Below are 13,815 nucleotides of genomic sequence, written 5' to 3'. Positions count from 1 at the left end.
GGTTTAAACCGCGGCAGCACCGGCAACGATTTCCGAAAGTTCTTTCGTGATCGCCGCTTGACGCGTTTTGTTGTAGATCAGCTTGAGTTCGCCAATGACGCTGCCAGCGTTGTCGGTTGCAGCCTTCATGGCCACCATGCGTGCCGACTGCTCGGACGCCATGTTTTCGGCCACGGCCTGGTAAATCAGCGCCTCCACGTAGCGGAGCAGCAGGTCGTCAATCACGGTCTGCGCGTCCGGCTCGTAGATATAGTCCCAGCCATGCTGGTCCTTGTCGGCCTGCAGATGAGCCGCCGTCAACGGCAGCAACTGTTCCACCACCGGCTCCTGGCGCATGGTGTTGATGAATTTGGTGTAGCACAGGTACACCGCATTGATCTTGCCTTCGCTGTAGGCGTCGAGCAGCACCTTGACGGGGCCAATCAGTTTCTCGAGGTGCGGCTTGTCACCCAGCTGGGTGGCATGCGAGACCACTTTGGCGCCGACCCGATTGAGGAAGCCCAGGCCCTTGTTGCCAATGGCCACGGCCAGCGCATCATGTCCTGCAGCCTGCAGATCCTTGAGCTTGCTGGTGACCGCCCGGAGTACATTGGTGTTCAAACCGCCGCACAGGCCCTTGTCAGTCGTCACCACGATAAACCCGGTGGCCTTGGCGTCGTTGGACTCCATGAAGGCATGGGTGTATTCGGGGTTGGCCTGACTCAGGTTGGCTGCGATGTTGCGGATCTTGTCACTGTAAGGACGGGCCGCGCGCATCCGTTCCTGCGCCTTGCGCATTTTGGAGGCCGCCACCATTTCCATGGCTTTGGTGATCTTTTTGGTGTTTTCCACCGATTTGATCTTGCCGCGTATTTCCTTGCCTGCTGCCATAGTTGGTCCTAAGGGTTCCTGATGGTTTGTGGAGCTTGCTGTTCAGGGCAGGCTCAGGCAAACGACTTCTTGAACGCAGCGACCGCCGTGTTCAACTCGGCCTCGGCATCCTTGTCCATGGCTTTGTTGGCTTCGAGCTTGGCCATCAACGCAGCGTTCTTGTCCTTCAGGAAGGCATGCAGGCCGTGCTCGAAAGCCAGGACCTTCTTGACTTCCACATCGTCCATGAAGCCCTTGTTCACTGCGAACAGCGTGGCGGCCATGTTGGAGATGGACAAAGGCGAGTACTGCGCCTGCTTGAGCAGTTCGGTCACGCGGGCACCGCGGTCCAGCTGCTTGCGGGTGGCTTCGTCCAGGTCGGAAGCAAACTGCGCGAAGGCAGCCAGTTCACGGTACTGGGCCAGGTCGGTACGGATACCACCGGACAGGTTCTTGATCAGCTTGGTCTGGGCAGCACCGCCGACGCGGGACACCGAGATACCGGCGTTAATAGCAGGGCGAATACCGGCATTGAACAGGCTGGTTTCCAGGAAGATCTGACCGTCGGTGATCGAAATCACGTTGGTCGGAACGAAGGCGGACACGTCACCGGCTTGCGTTTCGATGATCGGCAGCGCGGTCAGCGAACCGGTCTTGCCCTTGACGGCGCCCTTGGTGAAGTCTTCAACATACTTCTCGTTCACGCGGGCTGCGCGTTCGAGCAGACGGCTGTGCAGATAGAACACGTCGCCGGGGTAGGCTTCGCGGCCGGGTGGGCGGCGCAGCAGCAGGGAAACCTGGCGGTAAGCCACGGCCTGCTTGGACAGGTCGTCATACACGATCAGCGCGTCTTCGCCGCGATCGCGGAAGTACTCGCCCATCGTGCAGCCGGAGTAGGCGCTCACATATTGCATGGCCGCCGATTCGGAAGCCGAGGCGGCCACCACGATGGTGTAGTCCATGGCGCCGGCCTGTTCCAGCGAGCGCACCACGTTCTTGATTGACGAAGCTTTTTGACCAATTGCGACATAGACGCATGAAACGCCTTTGCCCTTCTGGTTGATGATGGCGTCAATGGCCACAGCGGTCTTGCCGGTCTGGCGGTCGCCAATGATCAGCTCACGCTGGCCGCGGCCGACAGGAACCATGGAGTCGATGGACTTCAGGCCGGTCTGCAGGGGCTGGTCGACCGATTTACGGGCAATCACGCCCGGGGCGACCTTTTCAATCACGTCGGTCATCTTGGCGTTGATCGGACCCTTGCCATCGATCGGCTGGCCCAGCGCGTTAACCACGCGGCCCAGCAACTCGGGACCGACCGGCACTTCCAGAATGCGGCCCGTGCACTTGACGGTGTCGCCTTCGGCGATGTGCTCGTATTCGCCCAGAATCACGGAGCCGACCGAGTCACGCTCAAGGTTCAGCGCCAGGCCGTAAGTGGGTGTGCCGTCGGCGGTAGCGGGGAATTCCAGCATCTCGCCCTGCATCACATCGGACAGACCGTGGATGCGGACAATACCGTCGGTCACCGAGACGACGGTGCCCTGGTTGCGAATGTCGGCACTGACAGTCAGGCCTTCGATACGGCTCTTGATCAGTTCAGAAATTTCTGCGGGATTGAGTTGCATGACTCTTTCCTTCTTTCTATGTTGTTGGCTAAAAACCTGGGACCGCGCCTGAGCGCAAGCTCAGGAAATCAGCGCCACTTTCATTTGCTCTAAACGGGCTTTCACCGAGGTGTCCAGCACCTCGTCACCCACCACGACACGTACGCCGCCAATCAGGGCCGGCTCCAGCTCCACCTTGAGGTTGAGCTTGCGGCCGAAGCGCTTTTCCAGCGTTGCGGCCAAATCAGCCAATCCCGAATCGTTCAGCGGAAATGCGCTGTATACCGTGGCATCGGAGGAACCGCTCTGCGCATTTTTCAGCACGCGGAACTGGGCGGCAATTTCCGGCAGGACGCTGATGCGGCCGTTGTCGATGACGGTGCGCAGGAAATTCTTTGCAGCGTCGGGCAGCTGGTTTTTGGCAACGCCGGAGATCACATCAAAGGTCTGAGCCGCCGAGACGCTGGGATTGCCGGCAAACTGCTGCAATTGCACGTTGGCGGCAATGGCAGCCAGCTCATCGAGCCAGGCGGCTGTAGCGCCCAGGTCAGAACCAGACGCCTTGAACAGCGCTTCAGCGTAGGGACGGGCAATGGTGGCTAGTTCGGCCATGTATACGCTCGCTTAAAGTTCGGTCTTCAGGCGGCCCAGCAAGTCAGCGTGCACACCGGCATTGACTTCCTTGCGCAGAATCTGCTCGGCACCCTTGACGGCCAGTGCAGCCACCTGCTCGCGCAGGGTCTCGCGGGCCTTGACGGTTTGCTGCTCGGCTTCAACCTTGGCGGCGGCAATGATCTTGCTGCCCTCTTCGGTTGCCTTGGCTTTGGCTTCTTCGATCAGGGCCTGGCCACGGCGCTCGGCCTCGGCCAAGCGCACTGCCGATTCGTTGCGCGACTTGGCCAGCTCTTCTTCCACGCGCTTGTTGGCAACGGAGAGTTCGGATTTGGCCTTGTCGGCAGCGGCGAGGCCGTCAGCGATTTTTTGGGCACGCTCGTCCAGCGCTTTCGTAATGGGTGGCCACACAAATTTCATTGTGAACCACACCAGGATCGCGAAAACGATCGCCTGGACGAACAGGGTTGCATTAATACTCACGGCAACGCCTTTCTGTCGAATGTTGTGATGATTACTTCAGCACAAAAGGATTGGCAAACGCGAACATCATCGCGATACCCACGCCGATCAGGAAAGCGGCGTCGATCAGACCTGCGAGCAGGAACATCTTGGTTTGCAGTTCATTCATCAGCTCAGGCTGGCGGGCAGCGGCTTCGAGGTATTTGCTGCCCATGATGCCGATGCCGATACATGCGCCGACAGCGCCCAGGCCAATAATCAGGCCAGCGGCCAAAGCGACGAGACCGAGAACGTGTTCCATTTAAAGCTCCTATGGATTTAATTAACTAACAAACAAAAGAAAAAGAGAAACGGGAAAAGGAAAGCAGACCGAAAAACTCAGTGGTGATCGTGAGCCTGGCCGACATACACCAGCGCCAGCATCATGAAAATGAAGGCCTGCAAGGTGATGATCAGAATGTGGAAGATGGCCCAAACGGTACCGGCCAGGATTTGGCCGACCGGCAGCAGAACGCCCGACAGCGATGCCGCGGCAGCGCCGCCCATGAGCGCAATCAGCATGAACACCAGTTCACCGGCATACATGTTGCCGAACAGTCGCATGCCATGCGAAACCGTCTTGGCCGCGAATTCGATCATCTGCATCAGGAAGTTGACCGGCCAGAGTACCGGGTGGCTGCCAAACGGCGCCGTGAAAAGCTCATGCACCCAGCCGCCCGCGCCCTTGATCTTGATGTTGTAGGCAATGCAAACCAGCAAGACCGAGACAGACAGACCCAGCGTGGTGGAAAGATCGGCCGTGGGCACAACCCGCATATAGGCATGGTGCGCATCATGACCGGCAGCACCATAAATCCCCGCCCAGATCTTGGGCAGCAGATCCACCGGCAGCAGGTCCATGGCGTTCATCAGGAAAATCCAGACAAATACGCTCAGCGCCAATGGCGCAACCAGCTTGCGGCTGTGGGTGTTTTTGATGATGCCGCGGGCTTGGGTATCAACCATTTCCACCAGAATTTCCACAGCTGCCTGAAAGCGCCCCGGGATACCGGCGGTTGCCGACCGCGCAGCCAGCCACATGAAGAGGCTGCCGACGACGCCCAGCAGCACTGCCCAGAAAATGGAGTCGAGGTTGTACACCGAAAAGTCGATGACGCCGCTCATGGGCTTGTTTTGCCAATGCGTCAGGTGGTGGCCGATGTATTCACCGGCCGTCGGGCCATGGGCAGTAGTAGCTAAAGTGGCTTCAGAACTCATCACTCAACTCTTCTTAATATTGACTAGGCTAATCTGTTCGATCGGGACTGGAACCAAAGCACCAGCCAGACCACCTTCATCGTTACCACCAAACCGACCAGCAGGGCTGGCCAGCTCAAATCCGAAACCACGCGGGGGGCGGCAAACAACATCGCCACCGTCAGGCCAATCTTGACCATTTCCCACAAAAAAAATCCAACGACCGCAGCACCCGGACTCATGGAAGACACCTTGCTGGTCAGGCCGCGTGCGAACAGGGCACCCGGCACCACCACCGCCAGCGCGCCATACAACGCCGACCAGCCTGCACTTTGTCTTCCGGTCAGCACCCAGGCAACACACGCCACCAGAACACCGGCCATCAACTGCCCCGCCAATACCGCCCACGGAGAGACGGAAGGCTTCGCCTCACGAAGCTTTTGGGCTTCTTCGCGCGTCAAGGGCTTGAAACCCTCGTCGCCCGCACCATCTTCATCTATCTCCCCCGCATCCTTCGCAGAACCCCGAACTTCGGAATCGGCGGCCGAATTTGCCATTTTGGACATCACAAATTACGGTAGGGTTACAGGGCCGTTGCCAGCAAAGCCCTTGATTATACGTAGAAACCCCACCGCGCCGACAAAACCCGAAATTTGAATCTGAATTAAAGGCAATTGACACGCCTGTTCAAGTGCGCTGCCGGGTGGGCCACAATCGATGTTTTGGGCACCACCCCATGGTTGTCCGCCTCATTCGCGAAAGAAGTCCTGCCATGCACGCCCTGATGAAATTTCTCCATGTCCTTGCCGCCATCACCTGGCTGGGTGGCGTGAGTTTCATGCTGTTTGCCTTGCGCCCCGCCGCGGCTGAACTGATGGCGCCACCCCAGCGGCTGCCGCTGATTGCGCAAGTCCTGCACCGGTTTTTCAGGGTGGTATGGCCCGCCATCGGCGTTCTGCTCCTGAGCGGCCTGGCCATGCTGCTGGGTGTTGGCATGAAAAACGCGCCGGTCGGCTGGCACCTGATGCTCGGCATCGGACTGCTGATGTTCGCACTGTTTGGCCATCTTTATTTCGGCCCCTTTCGCCGCATGAAACAGGCCCTCGGCGATTCGAACTGGCCTGAAGGCGGCCGTCGCGCCGGACAGATCGCCACGCTCGCCATGGCCAACCTGGCATTGGGCGTCCTGGCCATCGCCGCCGTCATCTTCCTGGCCTGATATGAAGAGGACCAGCGTTGACCAGTTTTTTTTCCAAGCCTTGCCGTGAGAGCGAATAAGAGTACGGTGTCTCGGCGCACAAGCCTGGCAGGCCGGGTGAAGGCGTCCCTGCCTACCCGCGAAACGCTGTCGGCCCACCCCTGGCTCAAACCGATCGCCCACCGGGTGCTGGACCCCCAGCTGTGGCGCCCTCACCACGAATCAGTGGCCCGTGGTGTGGCCATTGGCATCTTCTGGGCCTTCGCCATTCCGTTCGCGCAATTTGTGGTGGCGGCGGCCCATAGCGTCTGGTGGCGCGCCAATATCCCGGTGGCGGCAGGCGTCACGCTGATCACCAACCCCTTCACCATAGGCTTCTGGCTCTGGCTGGCCTACCGGGTGGGCAGCCTGTTGCTGCACGCCCCGCCACCGCCGCCCGTGGCGGAGGGGGCCGGCGTGCTGGCCTGGCTGACGTCCTTCGGCGCCCCGGCCATTCTGGGCATGGGCATCTTTGCGGTGGGTGGCTCGATAACGGGCTACATGCTGGTCAAACTCGCCTGGCGCCTGCGTGTCTGGTTCAAGCGCCGCAATCGATAGAAAATGGGCGCTGCCTGCACACCATCCCACACGCTTGCAATCCGCCCTTCTATTTTTCCTTCTTCTCTGACTTCCATTTCTCCTTCCCCCAATCACCATGACGTCCCCTCCCGCCAACACCCTGCCCGACACACCGTGTTACCTCAACGGCGAGTTCACCAGCCTCAAAGACGCCAAGATCAGCGTGCTGGACCGCGGCTTCATTTTCGGTGACGGCGTGTATGAAGTGGTGCCGGCCTACGCGGGCAAGCTGTTTCGCTTTGAGCAGCACATGGCGCGGCTGGACCGCAGCCTGGCAGAACTGCGCATCGCCAACCCCATGACGCATGCCGAGTGGCGCGAACTCACGCTCAAACTGATAGCGTCTTACGCCCAATCCATGCCGGCCGACATGGAGAAAGGCAACCAGCTGATCTACATCCAGGTCACCCGCGGCGTGGCCATGCGCGACCACCCCATGCTGCCCGGCCTGACGCCCACAGTCTTCGTCATGACCAACGCCTTGAAGCTGCCCAGCCCGCAACAGCGTGAGGAAGGCGTGGCCTGCGTGACCGCAGACGACTTCCGTTGGGAAAAGGCCCACATCAAGAGCGTCAGCCTGCTGGGCGCAGTGTTCTCGCGCCAGATCAGCGTGGATGCCGGCGCGGTCGAAACCGTGATGTTTCGTGACGACTACCTGAGCGAAGCGGCCTCGAGCAACGTCTGGGTCGTCAAGAACGGCAAGGTGATGGGACCGCCCAAGGACCAGCTGGTGCTCGAAGGCATCCGTTATGGCCTGATGGAGGAAATGTGCCGCGCCCTGGGGCTGGGGTTTGAGCTGCGGCGCATCACGCGCGCCGAGGTGCTGGAGGCCGACGAACTGCTGCTGTCGTCGGCCACCAAGGAAGTGCTGCCGGTCACGCGGCTGGACGGCCAGCCTGTTGGAAACGGCCGGGCCGGCCCCATCTATGCCAGCTTGTACGCTGCATACCAGCAGGCCAAACGAGAGCAATCAACATGACGACTTCACCGAAACACCCGCCGACAACCCCACCGAAAGCCACGCCCGAGCCTGCACCGCGACAGGAGTCGCTGATCGACTACCCGTCCCTCTTTCCCATCAAGGTCATGGGCGAGAAAGTCGATGGGCTGGTGGCCGCGATCACCGCCGTGGCCCGCCAGTTCGACCCCGGGTTTGACGCCACCACCATCGAGCTGCGCGAAAGCAAGGGCGGCAAATACCTGGGCGTCACGATCACGGTGACCGCCACCAGTCGCGAGCAACTGGACGAGCTCTACCGGACACTGTCCACCCATCCCATGGTCAAAGTGGTGCTCTAGGCATCGGGGGCGCGATCGATGCAAGCGGAAGTGCGCAACCTGGGTCGGGTGGACTACTTGCCCACCTATGAAGCCATGCAGGCTTTCACGGCTGCGCGCAACCTGGAACATTCACGCGAAAGCCCGTTGCAGCCCAATGATTCGGGTGATCAGCTATGGATTTGTGAGCATCCACCGGTCTATACGCAGGGCCTGGCGGGCAAAAGCGATCACGTCCTGAACCCGGGCGACATCCCGGTGGTGCAGACCAACCGCGGCGGGCAGGTGACTTTTCACGGCCCGGGCCAAGTGGTGGCTTATCCGCTGATCGACCTCAAGCGCGCCGGCTACTACGTCAAGGAATACGTCTACCGGATCGAGGAGTCGGTCATCAGGACCCTGTTGTATTTTGGCGTCACAGGGCACCGCGTCACCGGCTCGCCCGGCATTTATGTGCGGCTGGACGACCCGGCCTCCCACGCCGCGCTGACCGGCCCGCTGGACCCGACCGATCCTTTTTGCGGCCTGGGGAAAATCGCCGCGCTGGGTATCAAGGTCAGCCGCCACTGCACCTACCACGGCGTGGCGCTCAATGTGGCCATGGACCTGGAACCCTTCTCGCGCATCAACCCCTGCGGCTATGCCGGGCTGAAAACAGTCGACCTTCGTACAATCGGCGTATCTGTCACGTGGCAAGAGGCTGCGGACGTGTTGGGGCAGAAGCTGTCAAGCTATCTGGCACCCTGATTCCCCCGCTCGGGCTGAGCCTGTCGAAGCCCCCGGTTCCTGCCGGCCATCAGCGGATTACCCAGCCCTTCGACAGGCTCAGGGCAAACGGCACCCGACATGAGCACATCAGAAGCCACCAATCCAGTCGTCCGCGACGTCCAGGCCCTGGAAACCTACAACCCGCTGGCCAAGCAGAAGGCGGCGGCCAAGCTGTCGCGCATTCCAGTCAAGGTCGAACGTGCCGAAGTGCTGAAGAAACCCGACTGGATTCGCGTCAAGGCTGGCAGCCCGACCACCCGCTTTTACGAGATCAAGCAGATCCTGCGGGAAAACAAGCTCAACACTGTGTGCGAAGAAGCCAGTTGCCCCAACATCGGCGAATGTTTCGGCAAGGGCACCGCCACCTTCATGATCATGGGCGACAAATGCACGCGCCGCTGCCCGTTCTGTGACGTCGGCCACGGCCGGCCCGACCCGCTGGATGTGAACGAGCCTCTGAACCTGGCCCGCACGATTGCCGCCCTGAAGCTCAAGTACGTCGTGATCACCAGCGTGGACCGTGACGACCTGCGCGACGGCGGCAGCGGCCATTTTGTGGAATGCATCCAGAAGATTCGTGAACTGTCGCCCGGCACCACCATCGAAATCCTGGTGCCCGATTTCCGCGGCCGCGACGACCGCGCGCTCGAAATCCTCAAGGCTGCACCGCCTGATGTGATGAACCACAACCTCGAAACCGCGCCGCGCCTCTACAAGGAAGCGCGCCCCGGGAGCGACTACCAGTTCTCCCTGAACCTGCTCAGGAAATTCAAGGCGCTGCACCCCGACGTGCCCACCAAGAGCGGCATCATGGTCGGCCTGGGTGAAACCGACGAAGAGATTTTGCAGGTCATGCGTGACATGCGCACGCACAACATCGACATGCTGACCATCGGCCAGTACCTGGCGCCGTCGACCAGCCACCTGCCGGTGCGCCGCTATGTGCACCCCGACACCTTCAAGATGTTTGAAGAGGAAGCCTACAAGATGGGCTTTACCCACGCCGCCGTGGGTGCGATGGTGCGCTCCAGCTACCACGCCGACCAGCAGGCGCATGCCGCAGGCGTCGCTGAGAAAGCAGACAGCGCGGCCAGCGTCACCCTTTGACATGAACATGCCGCAGGGCTCGCTGTCGCTGCGTCGCTACGGCGCCTCCCACGGCAGCCATGCGCATACCCATTTTCAGGTGCTGCTGGGACTGGATGGTGTGCTCGAGCTGGAAGTACAAGGCCGCGGCCAGCGCATCGGCACCGGTGACGGCTGCGTGATTGCACCCGGCGAAAGCCATGATTTTGAAGCCCGTTCGGGCAGCCGCTGCCTGGTGCTGGACACCGCCGACCAGGGCTGGGCTCGTTGTGCCTCTCAACCGGCCCGGCCCGAGCAGGCACTGGCACTGGCCCGCTACCTGGTACACGCCATTGAACAACCCGATGCGCTGACCTGGCACTACGGTCCGGCCTTGCTGCTGGATGCCTGGGGCACTCCTTCGCTCGCTACGGCGCAGCATAGCCAACGCCCTATACGCCCTGTAGACTGGCAGCAGCTTGCCCATTGGGCGCAGCGTCATTTGCATGAACCACTGAGCGTGGCGCAACTGGCGGCGCAGGTATTTTTAAGCCCCACCCAGTTCGCGGCGCGTTGTCGCCGCGAAACCGGACAGAGCGTCATGCAGTGGCTGCGCCATCAACGTCTGGCGCAAGCCCGGCAACTGCGCGCCAGCGGCGTCAGCGCGGCCGAGGCCGCCCTGCGCTGCGGCTACCAGTCACCCTCGGCGCTGACGGCGGCGATGCGGCGGCATTGGCCGTCTCTTGAAGGCCTGGAAAGCGCTTCATAAGTCCGCGCGAGTTCGTGGCGCGCGGCTCGGGACGGGCTACCAGGCATGTGTTGCAGCCAATAGCCCGTTATTGGCAAAAATACAACGCAGCAGACCGCCTGAATCCGCGCAATCACGGACCGCGAGGACTTGCGCAGGCCTCACTAATACCGACCTGGCACCGACCTAATACCGACGCGGATCGTATGGATAGCGGTCGTTGCGATTGCGCACACCATCGCCGTCCCGGTCGCCATAACCGCCATAGCCCTGGGATGCGCCGTCGTGATAGCGATAGCCTCGCCCCCCATCGTAATGAGCTGGGTAAACCACACAACCCGACAAACCGGTCAGCACCAGCAATAACACCGCGAGCTTTTTCATAAGGTTCTCCTTGAAAATCTTGCTTGCTAAAACATTTCAGTCTCGCCACATACCGGCCAAGTGTCTGGTGTGACGCTAAAACGTGAAACTGGCTACCAGATGTAGCGGGGGCGCAGCGGGGTTTTCGCCCTGAATCCACCCCAAGGCCGTCGTTGCGCAACAGCAAAGCGTGCTTTCGCGACGATGGGCGCGCCAGCTGCCTCTATCCTTGAGGCCATGCAAGCCAACTTATATGCACTGGGTGCCATCGCCTTATGGGCCGCGCTCGCCTCGCTCGGGGTGTCGCTCAAACATGTACCGCCCTTCCTGCTCACGGGTCTCGCATTGATCATCGGCAGCGTTCTGGCTTTGCCGTACGTGGTGAAAGACCGGCGGCAATGGCGGGTCGCGCCAAGCACGCTCGGCCTGGGGGTGTTCACCCTGTTTGGCTTTCACTTCCTGCTGTTCATAGGGCTGCGCATCGCACCGGCCGTCGAGGTCAATTTGGTCAACTACCTTTGGCCCTTGCTGATTGTGGTGCTCGCACCGCTGTACCTGCCCGGTGTCAAACTGCGCGGCGTCCATGTCGTGGCCGCGTTGGTGGGCTTTGCCGGCGCCGCCCTGGCCATCCTGGGCGGGCGTGAGCCGGCGGGTATGTCGGTCAGCCGTGCAGGCTGGGGCGCTGGCCCGGGTTACCTGCTGGCGCTGGCATCCGCCTTCATCTGGGCCAACTACTCGTTGCAAACCAAGCGTGCCGCGCTGACGGGCAAAAGATTTCCCACCGCAGCGATTGGTTTGTTCGGCCTGGTATCGGGCCTGTTATCGCTGTTGTGCCACTGGGCGCTGGAGCCGCAGGTGGCGCTGTCAGGGCGCGACTGGCTGCTGCTGGCGGTGATGGGACTGGGCCCGCTGGGTGCTGCGTTTTTTCTGTGGGACAAGGCGCTCAAACTCGGTGATGCGCGGCAGATCGGCATCTTGAGTTACCTGACGCCCCTGGGTTCCACCGCCTTGCTGCTGGTGGTCAGTGGCAGGGCACTAACCGCCACCATCGCAATTGCTGCCGTGATGATTTTGGGCGCTGCGGTATTGGGCACCCGCTCAAGATAGCCAAGGCAAGTCAGGCCCCCACAAACCGCACGAGTGGATAAAAAATAAAGGGTGGCGACGGCTGTGCGCCATCACCACCCTCCTCCCTGCCCGGTTCAAATTTCCAGGTTCCAGGTTCCAGGTTCTGTGTTCAGCCCGCTGGGGCCTTACTTGGCTGCAGGCCGGGCCTCCACCACTTCAATATCCACACGGCGGTTCTTGGAGCGGCCTTCTGCGGTGGCGTTGTCGGCCACTGGCTGGCTCTCACCGCGTCCCTCGGTACGAATGCGCTGACGATCCACGCCTTTGCTCACCAGGTAGGCCTTGACCGACTCGGCGCGTGCCAGCGACAAGCGCTGGTTGTAGGCATCCGAACCCACGGAGTCGGTATGGCCCACGGCGATCACCACATCGACGTTGACACCCTTGAGGCGATCCACCAGCGCGTCAAGCTTGCCTGTGCCACCGGCCTTGATGGTCGCTTTGTCGAAGTCAAACAGCGTATCGGCCGCCAGACTGATCTTTCCGGGCAGCGGCTGCACGGCGGAGGTCGGGGTCGCACGCGCACGCGGTGGAATGACCGTTCCAGCCTTGATTTTCTCCATGGTATCGACCACRGTCTCATCCTGCGGGCACAGCTCGGCCGGGTCGATGCCGGAGCGGTCCTGCCCCGCATCCTGGGCGCCGGGCACATCGGCGCGCTTGACGTTGAGCGCCGTCACCAGCTGCCCCATGCCCGCCAGCGTGCGCGCCTGCGCAATGATCTGGTCGTAGCTGGCGTTGACGTAGGAGCGGTTGGCCTGGAAGTATTCGTTCTGGCTGTCCAGCAGGTCCAGCAGCGTGCGCTGGCCCAGCTCGAACTGCTGCAGGTAGGCTTCGCGCGATTTCTCGGTCGACAGCCGGTGCTGGTCGCGGTAGGCCAGCTGCTCGTTGAGGGTCCGCACGTCGCTGTAGGCGATCGACAGGGTCTGGCGCACGTCGCGGCAGGCCTTTTCCTTGAGGTCGCGCGCCTGCTCGTGCAGCTCGACGGCCTGGCGCTCGCGCGCCTTGTCGGCGCCGCCGCGAAACAGGTTGTAGTTCAGCACCAGCTCGACGCCATTGACGCGGGTGGTGCCGGTCACGCCCTGCAGGTTGCGGTCCCGGGAGTCGTACAGCCGCAGGTCCACGCGCGGCATGTAGGCGGCCTGGCGCGAGGCGATGGCGGTTTTTTGCGCCCGCACGTTCTCCAGCGCGGCATTGATGGTGGGGCTGTTGGGCAGGCCGTCTTTCATCAACATGTCGGTGGAGGCGGGCATGGGGCCGATCTGGAACTTGGCGGGCAGCTTGGGCAGCACCTCCGGCGGCTTCTCGCCAACGATGCGCAGGTAGCGTGCGCTCACATCGTGCAGGTTGGTCAGCTCGGTCAGCAGGTTGGCCTCGGCCAGCGCGAGGCGGCCGGTGGCCTGCTCGACGTCGACGCGGCGGCCCACGCCGGCATTGGAGCGCTCTTCGACCTGGCCGGTGGTCTGCTTGTGCACGACGTAGTTTTGCGTGGCCGTATCGACCAGCTCGCGGTAGCGCACGACGTCGGCGTAGGCGCGCACGGCCTCCAGCGCGGCGGTCTCGGAGACTTCCTGCAGTTCGTAGTAGCGCGTGAGCTTGGCGTAGCCGAGCCGCTTGACCTCGTTGGGCGTGAACAGCCCGTCAAACAGCATCTGGTTGAGCGTGAGCGTCGTGCCACGGAAGTTGTAACGGCCAAAGTCGGTCAATGGCGTCTCGCGGCTCTCGCGGCCGGTGCCGGCGCGCAGATCGATCTGGGGGAAATAGCCGCCGCGGGCCACGTCTCGCTCGTTGCCGGCGGCCTGGAAGCCGTGCCAGCGGGCCTGCACCTCGGGGTTGCTGACCACCGCCTTGCGTGCTGCGTCCACCATGGGCTCAGGCAATGT

Annotated in this window: 17 protein-coding genes; 8 read left to right on the top strand and 9 right to left on the bottom strand. The window is 61.7% G+C overall.

Annotation, left to right across the window (positions count from 1 at the left end):
* Positions 1-3 precede the first annotated feature (3 nt).
* The 7 genes from atpG to AC1DUB_RS26025 all read right to left on the bottom strand — a co-directional run bounded on the left by atpG (position 4) and on the right by AC1DUB_RS26025 (position 5,332).
* The gene (atpG, locus tag AC1DUB_RS26055; RefSeq protein WP_477718860.1) at positions 4-870 is read right to left on the bottom strand and encodes a F0F1 ATP synthase subunit gamma; all 867 of its coding nucleotides are present in this window, start codon (positions 868-870) and stop codon (positions 4-6) included.
* Between the two features lie 53 nt (positions 871-923).
* Positions 924-2,477, bottom strand: a complete 1,554-nt coding sequence (gene atpA, locus AC1DUB_RS26050; protein ID WP_477718859.1) for a F0F1 ATP synthase subunit alpha — start codon at positions 2,475-2,477, stop codon at positions 924-926.
* Between the two features lie 60 nt (positions 2,478-2,537).
* Entirely contained in the window at positions 2,538-3,068 is a 531-nt protein-coding gene (locus AC1DUB_RS26045) for a F0F1 ATP synthase subunit delta (RefSeq protein ID WP_477732027.1), read from the bottom strand.
* A gap of 12 nt (positions 3,069-3,080) precedes the next feature.
* The gene (locus AC1DUB_RS26040; protein WP_477732026.1) at positions 3,081-3,551 is read right to left on the bottom strand and encodes a F0F1 ATP synthase subunit B; all 471 of its coding nucleotides are present in this window, start codon (positions 3,549-3,551) and stop codon (positions 3,081-3,083) included.
* A gap of 31 nt (positions 3,552-3,582) precedes the next feature.
* The gene (atpE, locus tag AC1DUB_RS26035) at positions 3,583-3,831 is read right to left on the bottom strand and encodes a F0F1 ATP synthase subunit C (protein WP_477718856.1); all 249 of its coding nucleotides are present in this window, start codon (positions 3,829-3,831) and stop codon (positions 3,583-3,585) included.
* A gap of 77 nt (positions 3,832-3,908) precedes the next feature.
* The gene (gene atpB, locus AC1DUB_RS26030; RefSeq protein ID WP_477718855.1) at positions 3,909-4,787 is read right to left on the bottom strand and encodes a F0F1 ATP synthase subunit A; all 879 of its coding nucleotides are present in this window, start codon (positions 4,785-4,787) and stop codon (positions 3,909-3,911) included.
* Positions 4,788-4,810: 23 nt separating this feature from the next.
* Positions 4,811-5,332, bottom strand: a complete 522-nt coding sequence (locus AC1DUB_RS26025) for an ATP synthase subunit I (protein ID WP_477732025.1) — start codon at positions 5,330-5,332, stop codon at positions 4,811-4,813.
* Between the two features lie 206 nt (positions 5,333-5,538).
* On the opposite strand from AC1DUB_RS26025, the gene AC1DUB_RS26020 reads away from it, so the two are divergent.
* The 7 genes from AC1DUB_RS26020 to AC1DUB_RS25990 all read left to right on the top strand — a co-directional run bounded on the left by AC1DUB_RS26020 (position 5,539) and on the right by AC1DUB_RS25990 (position 10,462).
* On the top strand, positions 5,539-5,985 hold the full coding sequence (locus AC1DUB_RS26020; protein WP_477732024.1) for a CopD family protein: 447 nt from the start codon (positions 5,539-5,541) through the stop codon (positions 5,983-5,985).
* Positions 5,986-6,051: 66 nt separating this feature from the next.
* Positions 6,052-6,561 carry a DUF2062 domain-containing protein gene (locus AC1DUB_RS26015; protein ID WP_477732023.1) on the top strand — a complete coding sequence of 170 codons (510 nt, stop codon included), beginning with the start codon at positions 6,052-6,054 and terminating at the stop codon, positions 6,559-6,561.
* A gap of 97 nt (positions 6,562-6,658) precedes the next feature.
* Positions 6,659-7,561, top strand: coding sequence for a D-amino acid aminotransferase (locus AC1DUB_RS26010; protein ID WP_477732022.1), 903 nt, complete (start codon positions 6,659-6,661; stop codon positions 7,559-7,561).
* Positions 7,558-7,881: a YbeD family protein gene (locus AC1DUB_RS26005; RefSeq protein WP_477732021.1), complete on the top strand. Its 324-nt coding sequence runs from the start codon at positions 7,558-7,560 to the stop codon at positions 7,879-7,881. Before AC1DUB_RS26010 ends, AC1DUB_RS26005 begins: the two co-directional genes overlap by 4 nt.
* Positions 7,882-7,899: 18 nt before the next feature.
* Entirely contained in the window at positions 7,900-8,607 is a 708-nt protein-coding gene (lipB, locus tag AC1DUB_RS26000) for a lipoyl(octanoyl) transferase LipB (protein WP_477732020.1), read from the top strand.
* Positions 8,608-8,706: 99 nt separating this feature from the next.
* Complete coding sequence (gene lipA / locus AC1DUB_RS25995; protein WP_477732019.1) at positions 8,707-9,735, top strand: lipoyl synthase; 1,029 nt, start codon at positions 8,707-8,709, stop codon at positions 9,733-9,735.
* 1 nt (position 9,736) lies between these two features.
* Positions 9,737-10,462, top strand: coding sequence for a helix-turn-helix domain-containing protein (locus AC1DUB_RS25990; protein WP_477732018.1), 726 nt, complete (start codon positions 9,737-9,739; stop codon positions 10,460-10,462).
* Between the two features lie 165 nt (positions 10,463-10,627).
* Here the strand turns inward: AC1DUB_RS25990 and AC1DUB_RS25985 are convergent, their stop codons facing one another.
* A complete protein-coding gene (locus AC1DUB_RS25985) occupies positions 10,628-10,825 on the bottom strand; it encodes a hypothetical protein (protein ID WP_477732017.1) in 198 nt (65 codons plus the stop codon).
* 216 nt (positions 10,826-11,041) lie between these two features.
* On the opposite strand from AC1DUB_RS25985, the gene AC1DUB_RS25980 reads away from it, so the two are divergent.
* Positions 11,042-11,911 carry a DMT family transporter gene (locus AC1DUB_RS25980; RefSeq protein ID WP_477732016.1) on the top strand — a complete coding sequence of 290 codons (870 nt, stop codon included), beginning with the start codon at positions 11,042-11,044 and terminating at the stop codon, positions 11,909-11,911.
* A 146-nt stretch (positions 11,912-12,057) separates the two neighbouring features.
* On the opposite strand, the gene AC1DUB_RS25975 is transcribed toward AC1DUB_RS25980, so the two are convergent.
* A partial coding sequence (locus AC1DUB_RS25975) for a TolC family outer membrane protein (protein WP_477732015.1) occupies positions 12,058-13,815 on the bottom strand: 1,758 nt, incomplete at its 5' end.

This window comes from Polaromonas sp. P4_F9, assembly GCF_056401235.1.
The sequence above is the reverse complement of the archived record's forward strand: the minus strand, read 5'-3'. Positions and strand labels throughout refer to the sequence as shown.

Excerpts from the sequence above, each read along its gene's own strand:
- lipA (WP_477732019.1), top strand. The coding sequence starts at position 8,707 with ATGAGCACATCAGAAGCCACCAATCCAGTCGTCCGCGACGTCCAGGCC.
- atpA (WP_477718859.1), bottom strand. The coding sequence starts at position 2,477 with ATGCAACTCAATCCCGCAGAAATTTCTGAACTGATCAAGAGCCGTATC.
- AC1DUB_RS26020 (WP_477732024.1), top strand. The coding sequence starts at position 5,539 with ATGCACGCCCTGATGAAATTTCTCCATGTCCTTGCCGCCATCACCTGG.
- atpB (WP_477718855.1), bottom strand. The coding sequence starts at position 4,787 with ATGAGTTCTGAAGCCACTTTAGCTACTACTGCCCATGGCCCGACGGCC.
- AC1DUB_RS26045 (WP_477732027.1), bottom strand. The coding sequence starts at position 3,068 with ATGGCCGAACTAGCCACCATTGCCCGTCCCTACGCTGAAGCGCTGTTC.
- lipB (WP_477732020.1), top strand. The coding sequence starts at position 7,900 with ATGCAAGCGGAAGTGCGCAACCTGGGTCGGGTGGACTACTTGCCCACC.
- AC1DUB_RS26010 (WP_477732022.1), top strand. The coding sequence starts at position 6,659 with ATGACGTCCCCTCCCGCCAACACCCTGCCCGACACACCGTGTTACCTC.
- atpE (WP_477718856.1), bottom strand. The coding sequence starts at position 3,831 with ATGGAACACGTTCTCGGTCTCGTCGCTTTGGCCGCTGGCCTGATTATT.
- atpG (WP_477718860.1), bottom strand. The coding sequence starts at position 870 with ATGGCAGCAGGCAAGGAAATACGCGGCAAGATCAAATCGGTGGAAAAC.
- AC1DUB_RS25980 (WP_477732016.1), top strand. The coding sequence starts at position 11,042 with ATGCAAGCCAACTTATATGCACTGGGTGCCATCGCCTTATGGGCCGCG.
- AC1DUB_RS25985 (WP_477732017.1), bottom strand. The coding sequence starts at position 10,825 with ATGAAAAAGCTCGCGGTGTTATTGCTGGTGCTGACCGGTTTGTCGGGT.
- AC1DUB_RS26005 (WP_477732021.1), top strand. The coding sequence starts at position 7,558 with ATGACGACTTCACCGAAACACCCGCCGACAACCCCACCGAAAGCCACG.
- AC1DUB_RS25990 (WP_477732018.1), top strand. The coding sequence starts at position 9,737 with ATGAACATGCCGCAGGGCTCGCTGTCGCTGCGTCGCTACGGCGCCTCC.
- AC1DUB_RS26025 (WP_477732025.1), bottom strand. The coding sequence starts at position 5,332 with ATGTCCAAAATGGCAAATTCGGCCGCCGATTCCGAAGTTCGGGGTTCT.